This is a genomic window from Mobilibacterium timonense, assembly GCF_900155555.1.
Classification (GTDB): Bacteria; Bacillota; Clostridia; order Peptostreptococcales; family Anaerovoracaceae; genus Allobaileyella; species Allobaileyella timonense.
On the sequence record NZ_FUHN01000008.1, the window covers coordinates 271,016 to 293,646 of the forward strand.

The 22,631-nt window shown below is 55.1% G+C and carries 19 protein-coding genes and 1 other RNA gene; 5 read left to right on the forward strand and 15 right to left on the reverse strand.

Translation table 11 applies throughout. The features are described 5' to 3' along the window. Positions 1-229 precede the first annotated feature (229 nt). Together BQ7382_RS07270 and BQ7382_RS07275 are read left to right on the forward strand one after the other, a co-directional pair. A complete protein-coding gene (locus BQ7382_RS07270; protein ID WP_077391453.1) occupies positions 230-1,246 on the forward strand; it encodes a M42 family metallopeptidase in 1,017 nt (338 codons plus the stop codon). A 120-nt stretch (positions 1,247-1,366) separates the two neighbouring features. After that, a complete protein-coding gene (locus tag BQ7382_RS07275) occupies positions 1,367-2,041 on the forward strand; it encodes a GntR family transcriptional regulator (protein ID WP_077391454.1) in 675 nt (224 codons plus the stop codon). Here the strand turns inward: BQ7382_RS07275 and BQ7382_RS07280 are convergent. The 8 genes from BQ7382_RS07280 to BQ7382_RS07315 all read right to left on the reverse strand — a co-directional run bounded on the left by BQ7382_RS07280 (position 1,997) and on the right by BQ7382_RS07315 (position 12,575). Continuing rightward, on the reverse strand, positions 1,997-2,653 hold the full coding sequence (locus BQ7382_RS07280; protein WP_159437263.1) for a GntR family transcriptional regulator: 657 nt from the start codon (positions 2,651-2,653) through the stop codon (positions 1,997-1,999). The genes BQ7382_RS07275 and BQ7382_RS07280 overlap by 45 nt on opposite strands. Positions 2,654-2,810: 157 nt before the next feature. Continuing rightward, positions 2,811-5,663: an excinuclease ABC subunit UvrA gene (gene uvrA, locus BQ7382_RS07285; protein ID WP_077391456.1), complete on the reverse strand. Its 2,853-nt coding sequence runs from the start codon at positions 5,661-5,663 to the stop codon at positions 2,811-2,813. A gap of 56 nt (positions 5,664-5,719) precedes the next feature. Beyond that, on the reverse strand, positions 5,720-7,693 hold the full coding sequence (gene uvrB / locus BQ7382_RS07290; RefSeq protein ID WP_077391457.1) for an excinuclease ABC subunit UvrB: 1,974 nt from the start codon (positions 7,691-7,693) through the stop codon (positions 5,720-5,722). A 28-nt stretch (positions 7,694-7,721) separates the two neighbouring features. Further along, the gene (locus BQ7382_RS07295) at positions 7,722-8,933 is read right to left on the reverse strand and encodes a cation diffusion facilitator family transporter (RefSeq protein ID WP_328587318.1); all 1,212 of its coding nucleotides are present in this window, start codon (positions 8,931-8,933) and stop codon (positions 7,722-7,724) included. A gap of 36 nt (positions 8,934-8,969) precedes the next feature. Next, on the reverse strand, positions 8,970-9,353 hold the full coding sequence (locus BQ7382_RS07300) for a thioesterase family protein (RefSeq protein ID WP_077391458.1): 384 nt from the start codon (positions 9,351-9,353) through the stop codon (positions 8,970-8,972). 220 nt (positions 9,354-9,573) lie between these two features. After that, positions 9,574-10,359: a mechanosensitive ion channel family protein gene (locus BQ7382_RS07305; protein ID WP_159437264.1), complete on the reverse strand. Its 786-nt coding sequence runs from the start codon at positions 10,357-10,359 to the stop codon at positions 9,574-9,576. Positions 10,360-10,419: 60 nt separating this feature from the next. Further along, a complete protein-coding gene (gene thrH / locus BQ7382_RS07310; RefSeq protein WP_077391460.1) occupies positions 10,420-11,019 on the reverse strand; it encodes a bifunctional phosphoserine phosphatase/homoserine phosphotransferase ThrH in 600 nt (199 codons plus the stop codon). Between the two features lie 197 nt (positions 11,020-11,216). Continuing rightward, positions 11,217-12,575, reverse strand: a complete 1,359-nt coding sequence (locus tag BQ7382_RS07315) for a Na+/H+ antiporter NhaC family protein (protein WP_077391461.1) — start codon at positions 12,573-12,575, stop codon at positions 11,217-11,219. A gap of 204 nt (positions 12,576-12,779) precedes the next feature. Here BQ7382_RS07315 and buk point away from each other — a divergent pair, with 204 nt between their 5' ends. Continuing rightward, on the forward strand, positions 12,780-13,949 hold the full coding sequence (gene buk / locus BQ7382_RS07320; protein ID WP_077391462.1) for a butyrate kinase: 1,170 nt from the start codon (positions 12,780-12,782) through the stop codon (positions 13,947-13,949). A gap of 177 nt (positions 13,950-14,126) precedes the next feature. Further along, positions 14,127-16,583 (forward strand): EAL domain-containing protein, encoded by a 2,457-nt coding sequence (locus BQ7382_RS07325; RefSeq protein ID WP_159437265.1) that lies wholly within the window; start codon positions 14,127-14,129, stop codon positions 16,581-16,583. A gap of 101 nt (positions 16,584-16,684) precedes the next feature. Here BQ7382_RS07325 and BQ7382_RS07330 read toward each other — a convergent pair whose 3' ends face one another. Next, positions 16,685-16,873, reverse strand: a complete 189-nt coding sequence (locus BQ7382_RS07330; protein WP_077391464.1) for a ferredoxin — start codon at positions 16,871-16,873, stop codon at positions 16,685-16,687. A 192-nt stretch (positions 16,874-17,065) separates the two neighbouring features. Here BQ7382_RS07330 and BQ7382_RS07335 point away from each other — a divergent pair, with 192 nt between their 5' ends. Next, the gene (locus tag BQ7382_RS07335) at positions 17,066-17,761 is read left to right on the forward strand and encodes a DUF542 domain-containing protein (RefSeq protein ID WP_077391465.1); all 696 of its coding nucleotides are present in this window, start codon (positions 17,066-17,068) and stop codon (positions 17,759-17,761) included. A gap of 85 nt (positions 17,762-17,846) precedes the next feature. Here BQ7382_RS07335 and recR read toward each other — a convergent pair whose 3' ends face one another. From recR to BQ7382_RS07365, 6 genes are all read right to left on the reverse strand, one after another. Further along, positions 17,847-18,449: a recombination mediator RecR gene (gene recR, locus BQ7382_RS07340; RefSeq protein WP_077391466.1), complete on the reverse strand. Its 603-nt coding sequence runs from the start codon at positions 18,447-18,449 to the stop codon at positions 17,847-17,849. Between the two features lies 1 nt (position 18,450). Next, the gene (locus tag BQ7382_RS07345) at positions 18,451-18,801 is read right to left on the reverse strand and encodes a YbaB/EbfC family nucleoid-associated protein (protein ID WP_077391467.1); all 351 of its coding nucleotides are present in this window, start codon (positions 18,799-18,801) and stop codon (positions 18,451-18,453) included. Between the two features lie 54 nt (positions 18,802-18,855). Beyond that, the gene (dnaX, locus tag BQ7382_RS07350; RefSeq protein WP_077391468.1) at positions 18,856-20,940 is read right to left on the reverse strand and encodes a DNA polymerase III subunit gamma/tau; all 2,085 of its coding nucleotides are present in this window, start codon (positions 20,938-20,940) and stop codon (positions 18,856-18,858) included. A gap of 97 nt (positions 20,941-21,037) precedes the next feature. Next, positions 21,038-21,137: signal recognition particle sRNA small type (ffs, locus tag BQ7382_RS07355), an RNA gene on the reverse strand. Positions 21,138-21,290: 153 nt separating this feature from the next. Beyond that, on the reverse strand, positions 21,291-21,632 hold the full coding sequence (gene rplQ / locus BQ7382_RS07360) for a 50S ribosomal protein L17 (RefSeq protein ID WP_077391469.1): 342 nt from the start codon (positions 21,630-21,632) through the stop codon (positions 21,291-21,293). Between the two features lie 19 nt (positions 21,633-21,651). Beyond that, a complete protein-coding gene (locus BQ7382_RS07365) occupies positions 21,652-22,599 on the reverse strand; it encodes a DNA-directed RNA polymerase subunit alpha (protein WP_077391470.1) in 948 nt (315 codons plus the stop codon). Positions 22,600-22,631: the final 32 nt, after the last annotated feature.

The window sequence follows — 22,631 nt, forward strand, 5'->3', positions numbered from 1 at the left end:
GAAGATGTAAATGGGTCATTGCATTGTGCATAATCCATTTACGGTTATTATAATAATTCATCATTTATTGTCAAGTCTTTTGTAGTTTTTATTAAATACTTGTCAATATAGTATATTTTTGATAATATCCTAGCAAATATTATAAAATCATGCCGAATTTCGCCGGTGTCATTCGTCTTGAAAGTTCCGCAGACGGATCAGCCGGCCTGTGTGATGAGAGGAGGAAAAAATGGAACTTCTTAAAGAGCTGACTCAGGCATGGGGAGTTTCCGGACGGGAAAAGAATGTAAGGAAGATCATCAGGGAGCAGGTGAAGGTCATGGCTGACGAGGTGGTCACGGATGCCATGGGCAATCTGATTGTCCTCAAGAAAGGAAACGGCTCTCCAGACGGCAAAAAGATCATGTTCTCTGCCCACATGGACGAGATAGGATTCCAGGTGACCCACATCATGGGGGACGGAAGAGTCAAGGTCTGCAGCGTCGGCTGGACGTGGACGTCCTCCGCCTACAACGACAAGGTAGTATTCCAGAACGGCACGATAGGCGTCGTGGGATGCGACGGTCCTGTAGAGGAAGCCAAGAACAAGGCTCAGCAGCTCTACATAGATATAGGCTGCGACTCAAAGGAAGAGACAGAAAAGTACGTACAGGTCGGCGACTATGCAGGCTTCATCGGAAACTGGTATGAGATGAAGGGAGACAAGATCACCGCCAAGACCTTCGACGACAGGGCCGGCTGCTACGCCATGATCAAGGCTCTCGAGAAGAATGACGGATCCGGCCCTAATGATGTCTATTATGTTTTCTCTGTTCAGGAAGAAGTTGGCTGCAGGGGCGCCGTGACATCTGCAGAACGCATCCGCCCGGACATCGGTGTCTCCATCGACGTTTCTCCAGATCACTACTATCCGAACGATCTGACAGGAGCCAACAAGGTGGGAGCCGGCGTAGGCGTCACCATCGGTAATCCGTCCGCCATGCTCGACGAATATCTTGTAAACGAGATGCTCGCCTGCTGCCAGGAAAATGAGATCCCGTATCAGCGAGACGTCATGGACAGAGGCGGTACCGACGCCAGCAGCATCAACCAGTCCGGCATCGGCGTGCGAGTAGCCGGCATCTCCATCATCGACAGATTCCCTCACAGCCAGAGCTCCGTCATATCTAAGAAGGACCTCGAGGCCACTATCGACCTGATCGACAAGTATTCGAAACGCACATTCAGGTTTGAGGAGGAGTGGTAGACCATTCCCGTAATGCAAAAAGGAGAAGGCTTCGTTGCCTCCTCCTTTTTCATTTGATAATATATTCGAAGATTTGTTTGATATATTCCGGAATTTGTTTCTGGACTGAGAGGATACCACATGAAAAGCGATAATGACACCACTCTTTCCGAAAGGCTTTACCACGAGCTGTACGATGACATCACCCAGCGGCGCCTGGTCAGTGGGCAGAAGCTCACACTGAACATGCTGAAGGACCGGTTCAACGTGAGCCACACCCCTATCAGGGAAGCTCTGTCCCGCCTCGTTTCCGACGGCCTTGTCACACACTCCACCAACCGCGGAATGACCGTTGCCGAGTTCTCTCCTCAGGAAATACGGGAGATGTTCCAGTTCACCGCGGAGCTGGAGGCCACGGCAGTCAAGATGTGCAGCACAGGCTTTGCAACGGCGCCGATGGAATCCGAGCTCAAGCAGGCCATAGACCAGGAGAAAGCGGCGCTGGAGAACTACCCTTCCAATGAGTCCATTGAGGCCTTTTCCATCGTAGGAGGGCAGATCCACGATATCTTCTACAAATACGCAAACAACCGATTCCTCTCTGAAGCGGCAAACAGGCTGGCTGCCCGAATGGAGCTGATGTCCAGCATCTACGCCACCCAGGACAACTACCCTCAGATCTACGAAAACCACCTGCGGATCTACGAGGCGATCTGCCACAGGGATTTCGACCAGGCCGCCGACCTGGTCCGTGCACACCTTCAGTTCAGCCTAATGCGCACCCTGGAAAACCTGGAGAGCACGAGCCTTCGATGACATGAGGTGCGCCCTCAGTATGCTGCTGGCCTCATCCACATCGCCCTTCTCCAGGGCGTCCAGCACCCTGCCGTGCTCCCTGGCGATGTCCTCCTGATTTTCCTCTATGCGCTCATAGGCGTTGGAGAAGATGGTCATCTGCGCCCGGATCTTACGGGCAGCTATGGTCAGCCTCGAGTTGTCGGCATAATCATACATGAGGAGGTGGAAATCGTCGCTGAGCCTGATCCACTCATCCCCGTCCTTTTCAGACGGATCCCCCGAGATCTTCTCCAGGTTCTCCCTCATGGCGCTGATCATCTCTTCGCCGTTGCCCTTGTTCATGGCAAACCTCATGGCTATCACGTCCATCTCGGCCATGAGGTCGAAGATCTCATCCACATCCTTAGCCGTCATGACGATGACGCTCATGCCCACGTTCGGCTTGTACTCTATCAACCCGTCGTCCTTAAGCTTGGTGAGGGCCTCGCGTATAGGTGATGAGCTGACGCCATACATTTCGTGAAGCATCTTCACCGTCAGCTTTTCTCCCGCAGGGATCTCCTGTGTCATGATGGCGTGTCGGATCTCGTTGTATATCTGTTCTGTAACTGTCTTAACCATGCCGGCCATATCATACCTCCCGGTTTTTATCATTAACTACTGGAATAATAACATCCCGGAAAAAAGGATTGCAAGAAAATTCGCACAAAACGCAAAATGCATTTTGTGCGTTATCCGTTTGCCCTTTAAAAAACTTCTCCGGCTTACGCCTTCTATGAACAACCGGCTACAGGTGCAGGATCTTTTTCAGATACTGACCCGTGTATGACTCCGATACCATAGCCACTTCTTCCGGCGTTCCCGTTGCCACAATGGTGCCACCGCCGTCGCCTCCCTCAGGGCCGAGGTCGATGATCTGGTCGGCGCACTTTATCACATCCAGATTGTGCTCTATGACTATAACGGTATTGCCCTCGTCGACAAGGCGCTGGATGACGTCCATGAGCTTGTCCACGTCTGCAAAATGCAGCCCTGTTGTCGGCTCATCCATGATATACAGAGTCCGGCCCGTCCCCTTCCTGGAAAGTTCCGTTGCGAGCTTGATCCTCTGCGCCTCTCCGCCGGAGAGCTGCGTCGACGGCTGCCCAAGCTTCACGTATCCGAGTCCCACGTCATTCAGCGTCCTCAGATATTTCTCGATGTTCCTGTGGTTCCTGAAGAACGGCAGGGCCTCCTCCACCGTCATGTCCAGGACCTCGGATATGTTCTTCCCTTTGTATTTCACCTCAAGGGTCTCACGGTTGTACCTGGCACCTCCGCACACCTCGCACGGAACGAATACATCAGGCAGGAAGTTCATCTCCACCTTGATGATGCCGTCTCCGCCGCAGTTCTCGCAGCGGCCGCCCTTCATGTTGAAGCTGAACCGGCCCTTCGTGTATCCGCGCATCTTTGCCTCAGGCATCTCGGAAAAGAGCTCTCTTATCCCCGTGAACATCCCGGTGTATGTGGCCGGGTTGGAGCGCGGGGTCTTTCCGATAGGCGTCTGGTCGATGTCTATGATCTTGTCGAAGTTCTCTATTCCCTCGATCTTCCTGAACTTGCCCGGCTTCGCCTGGGTCCTGTTGGTGACCCTTGAGACCGCCTTGTACACGATCTCGTTGACGAGTGTGCTCTTGCCGGAGCCAGACACTCCCGTGACGCAGATCAGCTTGCCGCCATCGAATGTGACATCCACGTTCTTCAGGTTGTGCTCGGCCGCACCGTACACCTTAAGGTGAGTGCCGTTGCCCTCTCTCCTGTGATCAGGCACCTTGATAGATTTCTTTCCCGAGAGGTACTGACCGGTGATGGATTCCGGACACGCCTTGATGTCCTCCACGGTACCCTGGCACACCAGGTGTCCGCCGTTCATGCCGGCGCCCGGTCCTATGTCCACGATGTGATCCGCGGCGTACATGGTCTCCTCATCGTGCTCAACAACGATGAGGGAGTTACCCATGTCGGTGAGCCTCCTCAGAGACTGGAGCAGCCGGGCATTGTCCCTCTGGTGCAGCCCGATGCTCGGCTCGTCCAGAATGTACAGCACACCTACCAGGCCGGAACCGATCTGGGTAGCAAGGCGGATCCTCTGGGATTCTCCACCGGACAGAGTCCCACTGCTGCGGTCAAGAGTCAGATATCCGAGGCCGACGCTTTTCAGGAAGCCCAGCCTGCCCTTTATCTCCTTGAGCACCATCGCGGCGATCTTCTGATCGCGCTCCGACAGCTCCAGCTTATCGAAGAAGTCGATAGCATCCAGTACCGACTTCTCCGTCAGGTCGATGATGTTTATCCCGCCAACGGTGACCGCCAGGACCTTGTCCTTCAGCCTCTTCCCGTGGCACACCTTGCACACCGCCTCCTCCTGGAGGTCGGAGATCTTTTCCTTGATGTAGTCGGAGTTGGTCTCGCCGTATCTCCTCTCCAGGTTCGGTATTATGCCCTCGAAAGGATGGTTCATGTGGCTGACCTTCCCGGCCCTGCTCACGTAGTCATAGGAGATCTTCCTGCCCTTAGTGCCGTAGAGGAGATCCTCCTTGAAAGCCTCAGGCAGGTCCTTGTACGGTATGGACAGGTCTGTGTGGTGCACGTCCGCCAGCGTGTTCAGCATGTGCCTGTACCAGCCCATGGCGTCCATGGATCCGAAAACGTTTCCCAGAGCCCCGTCCAGTATCGAAAGGTTCTCGTCTGTCACCAGCCGGTCCGGATCGATCCTCAGAGTAAAGCCCAGGCCTCCGCAGTTGTCGCAGGCTCCGTAAGGGCTGTTGAAGGAGAACATCCTCGGTTCCATCTCCTCGATGCACACCCCGTGCTCCGGGCAGGCGAAGTTGGTGCTGTAGGTCTCCATGAACTCGTTGGAGTAACCGCTCTCGTCTTTTACCTGGAAAAGCACGTTGACAATGCCCTCGCCCTCCTTCAGCGCCAGCTCGACGGACTCGGAGATACGGCTGTGGTTGTCGTCACGCACCCGGATCCTGTCCACTGCGATCTCGATGGTGTGCTTCTTGTTCTTGTCCAGAGTCACCGGCCCCTGGTCCAGGGTCATCATCTCGCCGTCGACCCTGACCCTCGTGTATCCGTCCCTCTGGATCCTGGAGAACACCGCCTTGTGCTCTCCCTTTCTCCCCCGCACAACGGGAGCCAGAACCGTTATCCTAGTCCCCTCCCCCTGCTGGGCTATCTTGTCTACAATGGTGTCCACCGAGGCGCTGGTTATCTCCCTGCCGCACACCGGGCAGTGAGGCACGCCGATCCTGGCGTATAGAAGCCTCAGGTAGTCGTATATCTCGGTCACCGTTCCAACGGTCGACCTCGGGTTCTTGTTGGTGGTCTTCTGGTCGATGGATATGGCCGGGCTCAGGCCCTCGATGAGGCTCACGTCCGGCTTCTTCATCAGCCCCAGGAACTGCCTGGCGTATGCGGAAAGGCTCTCCACGTACTTCTTCTGCCCTTCTGCGTATATGGTGTCGAATGCCAGTGAGGACTTTCCGGAACCGCTGAGCCCGGTCATCACCACCAGCTTGTCTCTCGGTATGGTAACGTCCAGATTCTTGAGGTTGTTCTCTCTGGCTCCTTTAATTACGATGTTCTTTTCCAATCGATACCTCGCGTTCTCGTAAAAAAATTTTATCGTTATGCTCTGCGCGTGCGGCGCTACGCCCGCCTGCTGCTCCGCAGGTCGAAGAGGAGGTCACGCAGCTCTGCTGCCCTCTCGAACTCGAGATTCTTCGCAGCCTCCTTCATTTCCTTTTCCAGGTTCCTGATGGTCTCTCGCAACTCCTTCGTTGTCATTTCCTTCGGGCTCTTCGCCTTGCCATCACCGGTGTAAGCCTTGGTAGCCTCTATTACGTCGCGGATCGGCTTGACGATCGTGTGTGGAACGATGCCGTTAGCCTTGTTGTAGTCGTCCTGCACCTTGCGCCGTCTGCCGGTCTCGTCTATGGTGTACCTCATCGCCTTGCTGATGTGGTCGCCGTACATGATGACCCGGCCGTGCTCGTTCCTGGCGGCCCTTCCCACGGTCTGGATCAGCGACGTCTCGGTCCTCAGGAAGCCCTCCTTGTCGGCGTCCAGTATGGCTATGAGCGACACCTCAGGGAGGTCGAGGCCCTCACGCAGGAGGTTGATGCCCACCAGGACGTCGAATTCTCCCAGACGCAAGTCCCTGATGATCTCCAGCCTCTCGAAGTTGTCGATGTCCGAGTGGAGATATCTGACCCGTATGCCGGCGTTCCTGAGATAAGCCGTCAGGTCCTCCGCCATGCGCTTGGTCAGGGTCGTGACCAGGACGCGCTCTCCTTTGTCTGTAGTCTTGTAAATCTCGCCTATCAGGTCGTCGATCTGGCCTTCGGTCTTTCTCACCTCGATCGGAGGATCGAGGAGTCCTGTAGGTCTGATGAGCTGCTCCGCCGTTATCCCGCCGGAATGTTCCAGTTCATATTTCCCCGGGGTGGCGCTGACATACACCGTCTGGCCGACCAGATCCTCGAACTCCTCGAACTTGAGCGGCCTGTTGTCCAGCGCCGAAGGCAGCCTGAACCCGTACTCAACCAGCGAGGACTTCCTCGCCCGGTCTCCGTTGTACATGGCACGGAGCTGAGGGAGCATGGCGTGGGACTCGTCGATTATGCAGAGGAAATCATCTGGAAAATAGTCCAGCAGCGTGTACGGCCGCTCTCCCGGCTTCAGGAAGTTGATGTGTCGGGAGTAGTTCTCGATCCCCTTGCAGCGCCCCACCTCCATCATCATCTCTATGTCGAAGTTGGTCCTCTGCTCCAGCCGTTCCGCCTCCAGAAGCTTTCCGTTGGCCTTGAACCAGTCCACCCTCTCCTTGAGCTCTTCCTTTATGGAGGCAACGGCCAGCTCCATGTCGGCCTTGTCGGTGACATAATGGGACGCCGGGAAGATGCTGATGTGATTCCTGATACCTGTGATCTCACCTGTGACGCTGTTCAGTTCCTTGATCTCGTCGATCTCGTCCCCGAAAAGCTCCACCCTCACGGCGTTCTCTCCCCCCGCAGGGAATATGTCTATGGTGTCCCCCCTTGACCTGAACGTGCCCCTCTGGAAATCCAGGTCGTTCCTGGTGTACTGAATGTCCACCAGCCTGCGGATGATCTGATCTCTCTCTATCTCCATGCCCGTCCTCAGGCTGAGCAGCTGATTGCGGTAGGACTTCGGAGAACCCAGTCCGTATATGCAGGACACGCTGGCGACAACGATCACGTCCCTTCTCTCGAGGAGTGCCGCCGTGGCCGAGTGCCGCAGCTTGTCGATCTCGTCGTTTATATCCGCATCTTTCTCTATGTATGTATCCGTCGATGGGACGTAGGCCTCAGGCTGGTAGAAATCGTAGTATGAGACGAAGTATTCCACCGCGTTCTCCGGAAAAAACTCCTTGAACTCCCCGTGGAGCTGTGCAGCGAGCGTCTTGTTGTGGGAGATCACCAGGGTCGGCTTGTTCACTCTCTCTATGATCTTGGCCATGGAAAAGGTCTTTCCAGAACCCGTGACTCCCATAAGCGTCTGGTGCCTGTTGCCCATCTCTATGCTGTTTACTATCTTATCCACCGCCTGGGGCTGATCCCCGGTCATGTCAAAATCAGAATGGACTTTAAAATCCGGCATTGCGTCTCCTTCTTACTGCTTTCCCGTACTAGTCGCTCGTATCGCTGTCCATGTTCACCACTATCTGGTAATCCGGATAGGCAGCTTGTACCTTGTCGCACACGTTCTTCCACACGGCCTTCCTGTCCGGAGCATCGTAGTCCACCACCACATCAAAGGAGATCTTCTTGTTCTCCTGATCGAGATAGAAGCCGTGTATCTGCAGGATGTAATCATCATCCGCGATCAGATGGTAGATATTCTTCCTTATCTTGACCGCCTCTCCTCCGCAGGTGTTGTAGGAATAGATCCCGATACCTGTAAGGATGACTCCGTGTTTTTCAAACACCTTATCTGCGATCTTCCTGCTCAGGGCGTCGATGTCAGCGGCATGGAGCACGTCAGGTACCTCAATGTGGACAGAACCAAGCCACCTGTCGGGCCCGTAACTGTGCATGACCAGATCGTACGCCCCCATGACGTTATCAAAAGAATTGATTGTGCTCTTGATGTCCTTGGCCATCTCGCTGTTCACACGCTCTCCGAGTATCTGGCTGTATCCCTCGCGGAGCAGGTCGAGGCCGGCTTTTATTATGACCACGGAGATGACTGCACCAAGCCAGGCTTCAAGGCTGAGACCGGTGCCGATGAAGATCAGCGCCGCCACCAGCGTCGAGGCGGAGATCACCGAATCCAGGAGAGCATCCTGGCCGGAACCTATCAGCGAACCGGAATTCACCTTTTCACCCACCGACTTAACGTATCTGCCCAGCAGTATCTTAACAACTACGGCCACCGCAACTATTACCAGAGACAGAGTCGTGTACTCCGGCACAGTCGGATGTATGATCTTCTTGACCGACTCCACCAGCGAAGTTATACCTGCGTACAGGACTATTACTGCGATGATCATGGATGTCAGGTACTCCACCCGCCCGTGGCCGAAGGGGTGTTCCTTGTCCGCAGCCTTTGCTGCCAGCTTCGTTCCTATTATCGTTATGAGAGATGACAATACATCGCTCAGGTTGTTCACCGCGTCCAGCACGATGGCGATGGACCCCACCGCCATGCCTATCACGGCCTTGAACCCGGCCAGGAAAATATTGGCGATGATCCCTATTACGCTGGTCCTTACTATCACCTTGTCCCGACTGCCGCCGGGCAGCATGTCAGCAGCACCGCCGCTGTTCTCCGCCGGGCCGCCTGCCTTTCCCTCTTCTTTATTTTCTTCTCTTTCTGTCTGTTCTTTTTCTTCGCTCATAGCCGCCTCCCGGCTTTCAAATACACCTGCTCCGGACTACTGCAGCTTGTCCTGGCACTTCTTCATGAATTTCTCGTCGTCTACAATAAACCTCTCGTGAGAACCCTCACCGATCAGGCCCTTCTCGTCATATGCCTTCACGCTGAAGACCAGCCTGCGCCGGTCCACCGCGGTGAGCTCAGACTCGCACCACACCTTCATGCCGATCGGGGTGGCAGAGAGGTGCGTCACGTTAATGAGTGTGCCGACCGTGCTCTGGCCCTCCGGGAGCTCCCCCTGGACCGAACCGCTGGCCGTGCTCTCCATCAGGCTTATCATGCACGGGGTGGCGAATACCCTGAGTCCGCCGCTGCCGACGGCCTGCGCTGTAAGCTCCTCAGTGACTGTCAGTTCCTTTTTCCCCTTGATCCCTGTCTCCATGAAAACCTCCATTTTTTTCGAACATCTGTTCTCAGATTATACCATCTGGCTCCGCTTATGCAACAGCCTGAACTTGCCCTGCCTTGCATTTTTCCATTATAACACCATTTTAATTGCACACAATCGTTTTCCCCGTGTACCGGAAAAAGGCCGCCGCAAAATGCGACAGCCCCCTCTCTTCTTATCCCCGCGATCCGCCGACGGCCGATCCGGTTTTTTCCTATTCCGCCTTCTGCCTCACGTCCAGCTCCTGGTTCGGCACCCTGACGCCGCTCTCCTGCAGGTTGCTGTACACGTGGGCCATGGCCCTCCGCCACATCGGCCACTTCTCAGCCGGTGAACACTTGAAGCGGATCTTGTGGATGAACTGGGCGCCGTTGAAGTTCTGCACGCCCATGTATTCGCAGCTCTCGAAGCCCTTCTCCGCCGCGATCTCGCCGGCGATCTTCTTCATGAGGGCCTCCACCTTCTCCGGGTCCTCCGCTCCGCTGACCGGAAGGTCGATGTCGTACAACCCGCACACCACGGCGGTAGTGCTGATGTCGCGGTTGCAGATGGTGACGAGATTCCCGGAGTTCAGGTCCCTGACCTGTGTGGCCAAGAGCGTGAATGATACCACCACGCCCTCGTACCCGTTGATGGTCACCACGTCTCCGTACTTGAACGCCTTGTCGCTGACGATGTGGAAGCCCATGATGATGTCCTTGAAAAGGTCCTGCATGGCAAGTCCGACGATGGCGCCGGCAACGCCCACTCCCGCGATGAGGGATGTGATGTTGATGCCGTTCATCTGCAGGAGAGCCATGATCACAAGGGTCCACACGATGACCTCGACGGTGCGGATCATGGACCGGAGCATGGACTCCAGCCGGCGATCCGGGTCGTTGCGGCTGATGTACGCCTTTACGAGTTTTCTGAAGATCCCCAGCAATATGAAAGTCGCGGCAACTATGCACAGGCTGGCTATGATATTAGTAGATAAAATCCTCTGCAGTATTCTCTCCAAAAAAGTTCTCCTGACTGGTCGATACTGTCCGGGCATTCCGCGGCAAAGGCCGCAGCCCGTCTACAGCGCCGCCTCGATGGCCTCAAGCAGCTCCGGGAAATCCTCGAACGCCGGGATCTCCGGATGCGTCGCCTTAATGGCATCTGTGCTCTTGAAAAGGAACCCCGCCTTGCTGGCCTGTATCATCCCAAGGTCATTGAAGCTGTCCCCGGCGGCGATGGTCTCGAAGCCGATGGACTGAAGTCCCTTTACCGTTGTAAGCTTGGACTGCTCACATCTCATGCGGATGTCCTCGATGGTGCCGTCATCACCTACCACCAGCTCGTTGCAGAACAGGGTCGGGTAATTCAGCTTCTTCATGAGCGGAGCGGCAAACTGTGTGAATGTGTCGCTCAGGATTATCACCTGAGTCTCGGTCCTCAGCCTGTCCAGGAACTCCTTCGCCCCTGGCAGCGGATCGATGGTGGCTATGATATTCTGCACGTCCTTCAGCTTCAGTCCGTGTTCTTTGAGTGTGTCCAGCCTGAATTTCATGAGTTTATCGTAATCGGGCTCGTCTCTTGTGGTTCGCCTGAGCTCCGGGATCCCACTGGCCTCAGCAAAGGCTATCCATATCTCAGGAACCAGAACTCCTTCCATGTCCAGACATACTACATTCATGGTCTTCTCCCTTCGGTAAATAATATAATTAAATCATCTTAAATTGGAATTTCTAACAAAACCCGATGAAAGTATAGCATGTTTTTACGAGTCCCTCAATCACGAATTTGTGTGCGTCAATCGCGGACTGTCGCTCGCCGGCGCACATCCGTCTCTGCTTTTCCAGGGCGAGAATTATCGCGGGCCAAAACCCTTCTCTACTCGTAGACCACCTTTTTCTTCTCCCAGTCCCATCTGCCCTTGAGGGTGAGCCTCTCGTATGGCGGCAGGAAAATGGAGAGTATCACGAATGCGCCCAGGAGGAAAAGGTACCAGTTGTTCGGGATGATGTCCACCGGGCTGATGCGTCCCTTGCACAGGCTCGCCACCAGAAGGAACTGCGCACCGTATGGGATCAGTCCCTGTACGATGCACGTGAACGAGTCCAGGATCGACGCGGTCTTCCTCGGATCGATGTCGTATTTTACGCTGATGTCATGGGCCATTGAACCGTCCACGATTATGGCTATGGTGTTGTTGGCCGTGGCCACGTCTGTCAGGGCCGCCAGGATGCACAGCCCGACCTGGGCGGACCTCTTTCCGTGGAACTTGTCGGCGAGGTTGTCGATGAGCCAGTCAAGGCCTCCGTAATGCTTTGTCATCTCGGCAATGCCTCCGATGAATATTGAGAGCAGGAACACCTCGATCATGCTCTGGTATCCCTCCCAGATCTTGGAGGCGAAGGTTATCACCGTCAGGTCACCGTAGGCGATGCCTATGATGCCCGCAGACAGGGTCCCGATGATCAGCACCACGAAAACGTTGATCCCCACCAGCGCCAGCACCAGCACCAGGAGATAAGGAAGCACCTTTACCAGGTCGTAGTCACCTGTCTCCATGGCAACGGCGGTCTCCGGCCTCCCGAAAATTATCAGGAGGACCAGCGTGATAACAGCAGCGGGAAGAGCGCACCAGAAGTTGGTGCGGAATTTGTCCTTCAGCTCCACGCCCTGCGTCCTGGTCGCAGCTATGGTGGTGTCGGAGATCATGGAAAGATTGTCTCCGAACATGGCTCCGCTGACGCATGCGGCCATTACGAGAGGGAGCGACAATCCGGTCTTGTCCACGATCCCGAGAGCCAGCGGCACCAGGGCGCCTATGGTCCCCATCGATGTACCGGTAGCGGTCCCCAGGAAAGCCGAGATCACGAACACTCCTGCCGTGAGCAGGGACGGTGGCACGATGGACACTCCAAGGTTCACCGTGGAATCAACTCCGCCCATGGCGCCTGCGACTGCGGAAAAGCCTCCTGCAAGGAGGAAGATCATGAGCATGGTCATGATGTCCACGCTTCCGCCTCCCCTTGCAAAAAGCTTGAAGTTTTCATTTATACCTGCCTTGTGGAAGATACCGAACGCCACGATCGTTGCTATCACCACGGCCACTACTGACGGGAACTGGTAGAACGCCATCTCCACTCCCCGGGCCTGCAGGATGATGCCCGCCCCCAGGTAGATGACGATGAACGTCAGAGGCGGTACCAGCGCCAGCGCCCTTTTATTACCCTCTAATTTCATAAAAGATCCTTTCTGCACCTTAAAGTAAACTTGCCTTCAAGTTTACACATTTACGGCAGGGTTTTGCAATAATCTTCAGGCCGTTTTTCGTTTTTTCACAAAAAAAGCATGTTCTGACTTTGTTTTCCCCTTCAACTTCCGGAGATATACATTTATAATAGTCAGTAAATCTTACATTTAAAGCTAATTAGGAGGATCATACCAATGGGTAACAAGACAGAGCGCATTCTTGTGCTGAACCTCGGTTCAACATCCAGCAAGATCGCCGTATATGACAACGACAAGGAAGTTTTCAAGGAGACCATCCGTCACTCTCAGGAAGAGATGAGCCAGTTCAGCGGCGTTATCGACCAGTTCGAGTTCAGAAGAGACAAGATTTATGACGCGCTTAAGAAGAACGGCATCTCCACCGATTCTCTCACAGCAGTTTGCTCCAGAGGCGGAAGGATCATCGCCTGCCCTCACGGAGCTATCGAGATCGACCAGGAGATGGTGGACTACCTGACGAGACCTGACGATGCTTACCCTCACGCTTCCCTGCTGGGCAGCCTGGTAGCTTTCGACCTGAAGAAGCAGTACGGAATCCCTGCCTGCATCTACGACGCCATCGGAACAGACGAGATGCAGCCTATCGCAAGAGTTACAGGAGTTCCTGAGATCCCTCGCTTCACAGTAGGGCACACTCTGAACACCAGAGCCATGGGCATCAAGTGTGCAGAGGAGATCCTGCACAAGGACTTCGACGACTGCACATTCATCGTTGCACACCTGGGCGGCGGTTCTTCCATCCGTCTGTATCACAAGGGCGTGAACATCGACGCCGTGAACGACGACGAGGGCAACTTCACACCTGAGAGAGGCGGCGGAGTAAGTGCCAAGGAGCTGATCAAGTTCACCGGCGACCGCATCGCTGAGGGACAGACAGTAAAGGATGTTACCAAGAGATTCCACGGCGAGGGCGGCCTGAAGGCTCACCTTGGCACGACGGATGCCATCGAGGTGGAAAAGATGATCGAGGCCGGCGATGAGTATGCGAAGATCGTTTACGATGCTATGGCATACAGAGTTGCCAAGGACATCGGCACACTGGCAGTTCCTGTTGCCGGCAAGGTGGACAGGATCATCCTCACCGGAGGTATCGCTTACTCCAAGATGCTCACACAGAACATCATCAAGCTGGTAGACTGGATCGCGCCAGTTGAGGTGATGGCTGGAGAGTACGAGATGGAGGCACTTGCCGGCGGTGCTCTCAGAGTTCTCCAGGGCAAGGAGAAGCTCCAGAACTTCGGAGAGATCAAGAAGGCTGCTGTAGACAGGATCCGCATCTGCGACGGAGTTGAGCCGTTCACAGCACCTGCAAAGTACCACAAGTAGTCTTTCCCGGAAAAAAGGAAGAACGCTCGGCGGCAGCTTCGGCTGTCGCCTTTTTTTTGCGCAAACGGGGCAACATATATTTTGGTTTTTTCCCTACTACCCCCCCCGATTTGTGCTAAAATACAATTCAGAATGGGGGGTAAGTTTATTTATACACAATTTTTTCGGGTATCAGAAATGGCTATTGATTATGACACATATATAAGATCACATCTGGAAACGGCTGTTTCACACGGTGATATCGAGATCTGGTATCAGCCGCAGATCCGGGCCCTGTCCGGGCAGGTGTGCGGCTTTGAGGCCCTGGCCCGGTGGAAGGATCCGGAGCTGGGATATCTGTATCCTAACAAGTTCATACCGGTCCTGGAAAAGAATTATCTCATCCACAAGCTAGACTCCTTCATAGTTGAGGAAGTGTGCAAGGTCCAATCCCAGAGGCTGACTCAGGGGATCCAGCTCATACCGATATCGGTCAACCTGTCGCTCGAGGATTTCCAGGCCATGGACATCGTCGGCTTCATCGATTCCTGCGCGGACAGATACCAGGTCCCTCACAATTACATAAAAATAGAGATCACGGAGACCATGATCCACGGCGATCCCGAGTCCCTTCACAGGCAGCTGGATTCCCTGCGGGAGCTCGGCTTCGAGGTGTGGCTCGACGATTTCGGGAGCGGCTACAGCTCGCTAAACGTGCTGAAGGACTACGACCTGGATCTTCTGAAGATCGACAGGGAGTTTTTCAGCGACTTTTCACAGAAATCCAGGAGCATCATAGCCTCTATCATCCGCACGTCCAAGGATATAGGAATGAGATCTCTTGCCGAGGGCGTGGAAACGGAGGAGCAGTTTCTCTTTCTCAGGAAGATCGGCTGCGACCTCATCCAGGGATATTACTTCGGACGCCCGGCTCCACTGGAGCAGGAAATGGAGGATCTGAAAAGGCGTGGCATCTTCCCGGAGGAACGCTCCGCGATAAACTTCTGGAACGAGGCCGACAAGATCAAGCTGCTCACTGATCTTCCTATCGCGCTCATCATGGATGATGGAGAGTCTCTGAATACTGTATATATCAGCGATGCGCATCTCGAAGAGCGACTTTCCTGCGGTCTCTCGCCTGTCCGCGACGGAGAAGACTACTGTCCGCCTGAGGATCACTTTTTCAACCAGAAGGCCGCCTCTTTCCTGCGCTCCCTCCCGCCGGACGGTGAAAACTCCAGCGAGCTCGTGAACCACAACGGAAACTACATTAAGCTCACGGCACGGGAGGTGGTGAGGTCAAAGTGGCACGTGCTGTATCTCCTCACCCTCAGCAACATCTCGGTGTCGGAAAACCAGGTGGCGAACGCGTCCATCAACGGGATACTGAGGGACAATCTGCAGCTGTTCAACCAGGTGTCCGTAATAGCTCCAGAAGAGATGAAGATCACCTTCTTTTCGGGCAGCCACTCCAGGTACTCGGGCAAGCCCGGCATGGCTCGGGAGGACATCCTGGATTTCGCGTCAAGATCTGTATATCCGGACGACAGGGCGCTTTTCCTTGAGTTTACCGACGTCGATACCCTGCCTGAAAGGCTCAGAAAAAATGACGTTCCATTCCTCTCACAAGCCTTCAGGATGCGCAACGATAAGGGTGAATATCAGTGGGAGGAGCTTTGTTACGTCTTCGGCAGCGGGATAAACAAAGACCTCGTGGTCTCTTTCCGCCACACCATGCCGGTGAATAACGACGAGATAGCCCACAGGGTGTTCACGTCTCTGGGCGTCTCAGAGAAGCAGATGGACTCTCTGGACGTTTCTGTCACCTCAGAAGACCTCTGGCGCAACCTTCAGCTGGGCAGCACCCTGAAGTTCTTCTGGAAGGATACGAACCGGAGATTCCTTGGCGCTTCACGCACATTCCTCAATTACTACGGCATCCAGGACGTTAAGGAGATAATCGGAAAGACCGACGACGACATACAGTGGAACGTGCCACCAGAGACCTACCGCAGGGATGAGCTGGAGGTGCTGGAGTCGGGCAGGCACGTCGTTGCAAGCCCCGGAAAATGCATTGCCGGCGGCGTTCCCCGGGACATCGTCGCCACGAAGCTACCTGTTTTCAAGAACGGCAAGATCGTAGGCCTGGTGGGATTTTTCATAGATTCAGATAACTCCGCCTACGTGGCCAGAGACATCAGGTCCGCCCGCTTCCTGGACAAGACTACGGGTTTTCTCAACACCCAGGGACTCATACCGGTGATACGGGGTTACGGAGACAACTGGGAGGTGCGCGGAACGGACTTCACCCTGAAAAAGTTCCACCTTCACGGTTATCGCCGCCTCCTTCGGGAATATGGCCCCGGCGGCACGGCTAAGATCCTGCGGGCCGTAGCCGACAAACTCAGGGGAGCCGTAGGTCTGCAGGCTGTCCTCGCCTATGGAGGTTCCGGCGACATATTCACCCTTTACCAGTCGGGCGCTCCCGAGGATGACGCCAGGTTCGAGGACACAGTGATCGAAACTATCCAGTCCGTACGCGAAGTAGACGGGCTCGCATGCACGTTCTTTGCCGACTGCACATCTGTGAGGTACAGTGATTCAGAGAACACCGATGCCATGACCCGCCTGCTCACGGAGAAGGTGCCGGTATGATAAAACAGTCTGCCGTACCGCGGATACAAAAGGCGGCCGCATCAGATGCGGCCGCCACGGCTGACTTTACGAGGGGCTCGCCCCCTCTTTTTCGTTATCTTTTACTCCTGCTCGCGGATAGCGCTCACCGGGCAGTTCTCGATGGCCTCCAGCACACCGTCTCTGTTTTCATTCGTTGTGTCAGCGACGGCCTCGGCCTTTCCCTCATCGTTCATCTCGAAAACCTCCGGGCAGGTCGATGCACACAGTCCGCACCCGATACATACATCCTGATCTACATATGCTCTCATTTGTCATTCCTCCTTTGCTTTATCTTGTGTATCTACTATAGTGCAGCTGCTTCTTATCTTCTGTATCCGGGGATACAGAATTCTGGTTGTTTTTGAAGTACATTATCCATATCCAAAGGCGAGATGAAAACAACGAAAACACTCAACTAAGATCACCGAGCGGGTGTCACCCGACAACAAGGAGGAATAGATATGATCACAGAAAAAATGTCTCTGGCCGAGGTCGTAAAGGAGTACCCTCAGACCATCCCTTATCTCAACGACCTGCATCTGGACTACTGCTGCGGCGGCCATCAGCCGATGGACGAGTCTTTCACCGACGGCTCCGTGGATCTCGAGAAAGTCCTGGCGGAGCTCAACCGCATCGCGAGCCAGCCGGAAAAAGCAAGCAACGGTCAGGCGGGCACCATCGAGGCGTTCGAGAAGCTCAGCGTGAACGAGATGCTCTCCGATCTGGAGACCACACACCACATTACCGAACGCGAGATGATGGACGAGATCGACGCCCTGCTGAACAAGATCCTCGTAGTCCACTACCCGAACCACGGAGAGGAGCTCACGAAGGTGCACAACCTCTTCGCAAAGCTGAGGGCAGAGCTCGAAGAGCACTTCGCCAAGGAAGAGCGGCTCGTGTTCCCGATGATGCGTGCAAACCCTCACCCTGACAAGGAGACCGTAGCCCAGGTCAAAATCCTCGAGAATGAACACACATCCGCCGGCGACATGCTGAAACAGCTGAAGATTCTGACAGATGACTACACACTACCCGAAGACGCCTGCCCGACATTCGCCCGGACATATTCCGTCATGAAGGCGTTCACCGAGGACGTTTTCGTACACGTCTTCAAGGAAAACAGCATCGTATTCCCTGAGTACGAGGAGCAATAGAAGCGATAGAAGCGCAAACATCGCGCAGGCGAAAAAAGACTTCCCGGCGGAACACCCACCTGGAAGTCTTTTTTTACTTTTATATTTACAGCTCCCTCCTGCCTTCCATCGCCTTCAGCAGGGTCACCTCGTCAGCGTACTCCAGGTCGCCTCCCACCGGTATTCCGTGGGCGATCCTGGTGACCTTGATCCCTGTGGGCTTCAGCAGCCTTGCGATGTACATGGCCGTCGCCTCACCCTCTATGTTGGGATTTGTGGCCACGATTATCTCCTTGACCCTGTCGTCCTTCTGCAGCCTCACGATCAGGGACTTGAGGTTGATGTCGTTCGGGCCGGTGCCCTCCGCCGGAGAGATGACCCCGTGGAGGACGTGGTATCTGCCCTTGTACTCCCGGATCCGCTCCATGGCGATGACGTCCTGCGGGGTCTCAACCACGCAGATGACCGATGGATCCCGGCTCTCGTCGGAGCAGTAGATGCAGGGATCCTGGTCCGTGAGGTTGCCGCAGATCGAACAGTAGTGGAGGCTTTTTTTTGCCCCCACGATGGCGTTGGCCAGCTCGCCGGCCTCCTGATCGCTGAGGGACAGAATGTGAAAAGCCAGCCTCTGCGCCGTCTTGCCGCCGATGCCCGGGAGCTTGGAAAGCTCGTTCACCAGCCTGTTAAGAGGTCTCGGGTACTCTCTCATCTTACAGCCCCGGGATGTTCAGGCCTCCTGTGATGCGGCCCATCTGCTCCTCTACCATCTCGTCGATCTGGCGCATGCCCTCGTTTACGGCTGCGATGATCAGGTCCTGGAGCATCTCAGGATCCTCCGGATCGATGACGTCCTTGTCCAGCTTCAGAGCCACCAGCTCCTTGTTGCCGTTGATCGTCACCTCCACGGCACCGCCGCCGGCAGTGGTGGTTATCTCCTTTTCTCCCAGGCTGGCCTGAGCCTCTTCCATCTCGCGCTGCATCGCCTGCACCTGCTTCAGCTGTGCCTGCATGCTGCCGCCGCCCGTCTTAGGCTTCTTGCCTGCTCTCATTCCTCTTCCCATGTCATTCCTTTCCGGGCCTCGCCCTCATCTGGAAAATCCGATATTTCTGTTTCTCTATTCGATAGTGAACGGCACATCGCCGATCTTTGACTTTATCAGGGCCGCGATGGCATCGTCCTCTCCCATCGGCTCGTCATCCCCATCGCCTGCCGTCTCAGGGCCGTCCGCCACGGGCGCCATGTTTTCCACCTCAGGCGGGACGTAGTCCGCCGGAGGTATCGAGTCCTCGTAGTCTTCGTCTCCTGAAAAAGGAGGTTCCGGTTCGTACTGCTCTTCCGGCATCTCGCGAGGCTCCGGCCTTCCCTGCGGCTCCGGCTTTTCGCGGGTATCCTGCCCCCTGCTCAATTCTGCGGACTGGACTGCATTCTCTGCCGGCTCTGCCGCATGCTCCTGCTCGGTTGCAGATGATGGTGCCTGACCTTGTCCACCGCAGGAGCCCGAAGAAGTTGAAACTCCCTGGGATGCCGCGATCCTCACATTGTCCTCCTTCGGCCTCAGTGTCACGTAATAGTTCTTTCCGAACCTGGATCTCACCAGCTCCTCTATTTCGTCCTTCTTATTGGCCGCGAGCTTTAGCGACCGGGTCTTGAGAGCGGAGATCATCACCTCTCCGTCGATGACCGCGGTCAGTTCAAGATTGGAAAAGATCATATGATTCGAAGGTTCACGGCTCTCCATCTGGGTGCGGATGAATTTCCACATTTTATTGATGTCCGGCTGGTTATCTGCCGGCTTCTGTCCGGCAGCCTGGGAGGCTGCCCCTGCGGTGGCTCCAGCTGGGCCGCTCTCCGGCTTCCGGGTCGCTTTCCGCGGCACGGGAGTTCCCGGGGCTTCCGCCGGAGCGCCTTGAGCCGCGGTCTGATGCCTGGCGGTTTTTTTCTTTTCCACCTCATGAGGCGCAAAAGCCTCTTTCCGCTCTGCCGCGAGGATCTCGGCGCGCGATGCCCTCTTTTTCTCCGTGGATACAGGAACTATCTCCGGTTTCGCGGGACGCGACGGCCTCGGTGGCTGAACTGGCTGCCCCTGCTGCGGAGCCTGGCCTCCGCAATATGCGGCCGGACCCTCTATGAGCTGGACCGTCGCCGTGTCCAACAGGATACCTGTCTTTGTGGAATATCTCGCGAGGTCCACGAAACCCGTGAGAGTCCTGATGCCATCCGTGATCTGCGAAAGCTCCATCCGGGCGGCCTGGTCCCTGAGTCGCTCCATGTTCTCCGGGGAGACCTTGACCATGACCTCTGGCTTTTTTGCCACCTTCACCACCATCAGATCGCGGTAGTGGCCCATGAGGTCGCCGATCATCACCTTAGGGTCTGCACCTGCGGCGGTCATGGCCTGTATGGCCTCAAGCGCTCCCGCCGCGTCCTGGTCGATGATACGGTCCGTGAGGTCCAGGTAAAAATCCCTCCCCGCGGCCCCGGTGTACTCCAGCACAAGTTCTTCCGTCACCGGGTCGTCTCCGGCGCTGATGCACTGCTCGAGGATGCTGAGGGCATCCCTGACCGAACCATCGGCGCTCCTCGCGATGAGCCGGAGCGCGGGCTCCGTTACGTTGACTCCTTTTTTACTGCAGATGCGGCTCATGCCCTCTGCCAGCTCGTCCTCGGAGACCCGTTTGAAATTCAGGGTCATGCAGCGGGATCTTATGGTCGGCCGCACCTTCTCCGGGTCGGTGGTGGCCAGGATGAACACCGCGTACTCTGGCGGTTCCTCAAGGGTCTTGAGAAAAGCATTCTCCGCGGACGCGGAGAGCATGTGGACCTCGTCGATTATGTATACTTTGTACTTACCGAGCACCGGTGGATAGTACACACTGTCGATGAGTGATCTGATATCGTCCACGCCGTTGTTGGAGGCGGCGTCCAGCTCAACGACATCCATGTATTTTCCATCTCTAATGGCCTGGCAGTTCTGACACTGGCCGCATGGTTTGTCCTCTGTGTCGCCGGTGCAGTTCAGGGCCTTGGCCAGTATCCTGGCCGTCGTGGTCTTGCCCGTCCCCCGGATCCCCGTGAAGAGATACGCCTGGCTCACGGTCCCGTTCTTCAGCTGGTTCTGAAGGATCTTAACGATATGCTTCTGGCCGATCATTTCGGAAAAAATCTCCGGTCTCTCCGACCTGTACAGCGCGTAGTGCACGGGTGCCTCCTTTCTTCAGCAGTTTCTCGGGCCTCGGTGTGCGGTCTGCGGATGGTTTCCGCAGAGATAGAAAAACGCCCTTAGATAGCTTGCAGAAAGCAGCGAGGTTTAGCTGCGGCACACGAGATGGTCCGCTTATTGCTGCTTCCTCTCGGACCTGACAAGGTTCACGGTATCCCGTTGCGCAGGACCCCGAAGCTCTGCAAGCTATCTAAGAGCGCCGCTGACAATTATAATAAAACATCGGGGGGCTGTCAATCACGGAGACAACATGAAAAAAGACTGCAGAAAATTTGATTTCCCACAGTCTTCCCGTTCGACTTATTTATCAAGTACCATCAGTCTCCGGACTATACCAGCTCCAGGTAAACGACTTCTGCGTTGTCTCCCTGCCGAGGTCCCAGCTTCAGGATCCTTGTGTATCCGCCGTTCCTCGCCTCGTATCTAGGAGCGATCTCCTCGAAGAGCTTTGTAACAACGTCCTCGTCTACGATATATGCCAGGGCCTGTCTTCTGGCGTGCAGGTCGCCGCGCTTGCCGAGAGTGATCATCTTCTCAGCGACTCTGCGGGCTTCCTTGGCTCTGTCTTCAGTGGTAGTGATTCTTTCCTCTCTCAGGAGGTCTGTCACAAGATTCCTGAGCATGGACTTCCTGTGCGCAGAATCTCTGCCCAGTTTTTTGTAACCGTTCATTCCGCGTTACTCCTTTCCTTTAGTTTTCGTCGTTAGGCTTAAGACCAAGTCCAAGCTCAGCCAGCTTGTTCTTAACTTCGACCAGGGACTTCATTCCCATGTTTCTAACCTTCATCATATCCTCTTCGGTGCGCTGAGTGAGCTCCTCAACGGTGTTGATGTTGGCTCTCTTCAGGCAGTTGAAGGAACGGACGGAGAGCTCCAGCTCTTCGATGGTCATCTCAAGAGCCTTTTCCTTCCTGTCTTCGTCCTTCTCGATCATGAATTCCATGCCCTTGACATCGGAACCCAGACCGATGAACAGATTGAGGTGCTCCAGCATGATCTTGGCTCCAATGGAAACACCCTCCTCAGGAGTGATGGATCCGTCTGTCCAGAGCTCAAGTATCAGCTTGTCATAGTCCGTAACCTGTCCTACTCTCGTGTTCTCAACGGTGTAATTGACCCTTGTAACAGGAGTGTAGATAGAATCAACAGGGATAACGGAGATCGGAGTGAACTCAGTCTTGTTCTGCTCGGCAGGAACGTATCCTCTGCCGGATGCGATGTTCATCTCCATTACCAGTGTGGCGTTCTCTGCCAGTGTGGCAATGTGCAGATCAGGATTGAAGATCTCTGTATCGGAATCAACGATTATATCTGCTGCGGTGACCTCCTTAGGTCCGACAGCGTTGATGATCGCCCTCTTATCCTCATCTCCTGTGATCTTTACAGCCAGTCTCTTCAGGTTCAGGATGATCTCTGTAACGTCTTCCTTAACTCCAGGGATCGTAGAGAACTCGTGAAGAATGCCATCGATCTTGACCGATGTGATGGCAGCACCTGGCAGCGAGCTGAGGAGGATTCTTCTCATGCAGTTTCCCAGCGTAGTACCATATCCTCTCTCGAGAGGTTCTACGACGAACTTACCGTACTTGCCGTCCTCACTGATTTCCTTAGTGATCGTAGGCTTTTCAATTTCGATCATTCTATTCCTCCCTATCAACTTTCCAGTCTGTA

Coding starts and splice junctions, on each gene's coding strand:
- BQ7382_RS07270 (WP_077391453.1), top strand. CDS start 230: ATGGAACTTCTTAAAGAGCTGACTCAGGCATGGGGAGTTTCCGGACGG.
- BQ7382_RS07275 (WP_077391454.1), top strand. CDS start 1,367: ATGAAAAGCGATAATGACACCACTCTTTCCGAAAGGCTTTACCACGAG.
- BQ7382_RS07280 (WP_159437263.1), bottom strand. CDS start 2,653: ATGGCCGGCATGGTTAAGACAGTTACAGAACAGATATACAACGAGATC.
- uvrB (WP_077391457.1), bottom strand. CDS start 7,693: ATGCCGGATTTTAAAGTCCATTCTGATTTTGACATGACCGGGGATCAG.
- BQ7382_RS07295 (WP_328587318.1), bottom strand. CDS start 8,933: ATGAGCGAAGAAAAAGAACAGACAGAAAGAGAAGAAAATAAAGAAGAG.
- BQ7382_RS07300 (WP_077391458.1), bottom strand. CDS start 9,353: ATGGAGACAGGGATCAAGGGGAAAAAGGAACTGACAGTCACTGAGGAG.
- thrH (WP_077391460.1), bottom strand. CDS start 11,019: ATGAATGTAGTATGTCTGGACATGGAAGGAGTTCTGGTTCCTGAGATA.
- BQ7382_RS07315 (WP_077391461.1), bottom strand. CDS start 12,575: ATGAAATTAGAGGGTAATAAAAGGGCGCTGGCGCTGGTACCGCCTCTG.
- buk (WP_077391462.1), top strand. CDS start 12,780: ATGGGTAACAAGACAGAGCGCATTCTTGTGCTGAACCTCGGTTCAACA.
- BQ7382_RS07325 (WP_159437265.1), top strand. CDS start 14,127: ATGGCTATTGATTATGACACATATATAAGATCACATCTGGAAACGGCT.
- BQ7382_RS07330 (WP_077391464.1), bottom strand. CDS start 16,873: ATGAGAGCATATGTAGATCAGGATGTATGTATCGGGTGCGGACTGTGT.
- BQ7382_RS07335 (WP_077391465.1), top strand. CDS start 17,066: ATGATCACAGAAAAAATGTCTCTGGCCGAGGTCGTAAAGGAGTACCCT.
- recR (WP_077391466.1), bottom strand. CDS start 18,449: ATGAGAGAGTACCCGAGACCTCTTAACAGGCTGGTGAACGAGCTTTCC.
- BQ7382_RS07345 (WP_077391467.1), bottom strand. CDS start 18,801: ATGGGAAGAGGAATGAGAGCAGGCAAGAAGCCTAAGACGGGCGGCGGC.
- rplQ (WP_077391469.1), bottom strand. CDS start 21,632: ATGAACGGTTACAAAAAACTGGGCAGAGATTCTGCGCACAGGAAGTCC.
- BQ7382_RS07365 (WP_077391470.1), bottom strand. CDS start 22,599: ATGATCGAAATTGAAAAGCCTACGATCACTAAGGAAATCAGTGAGGAC.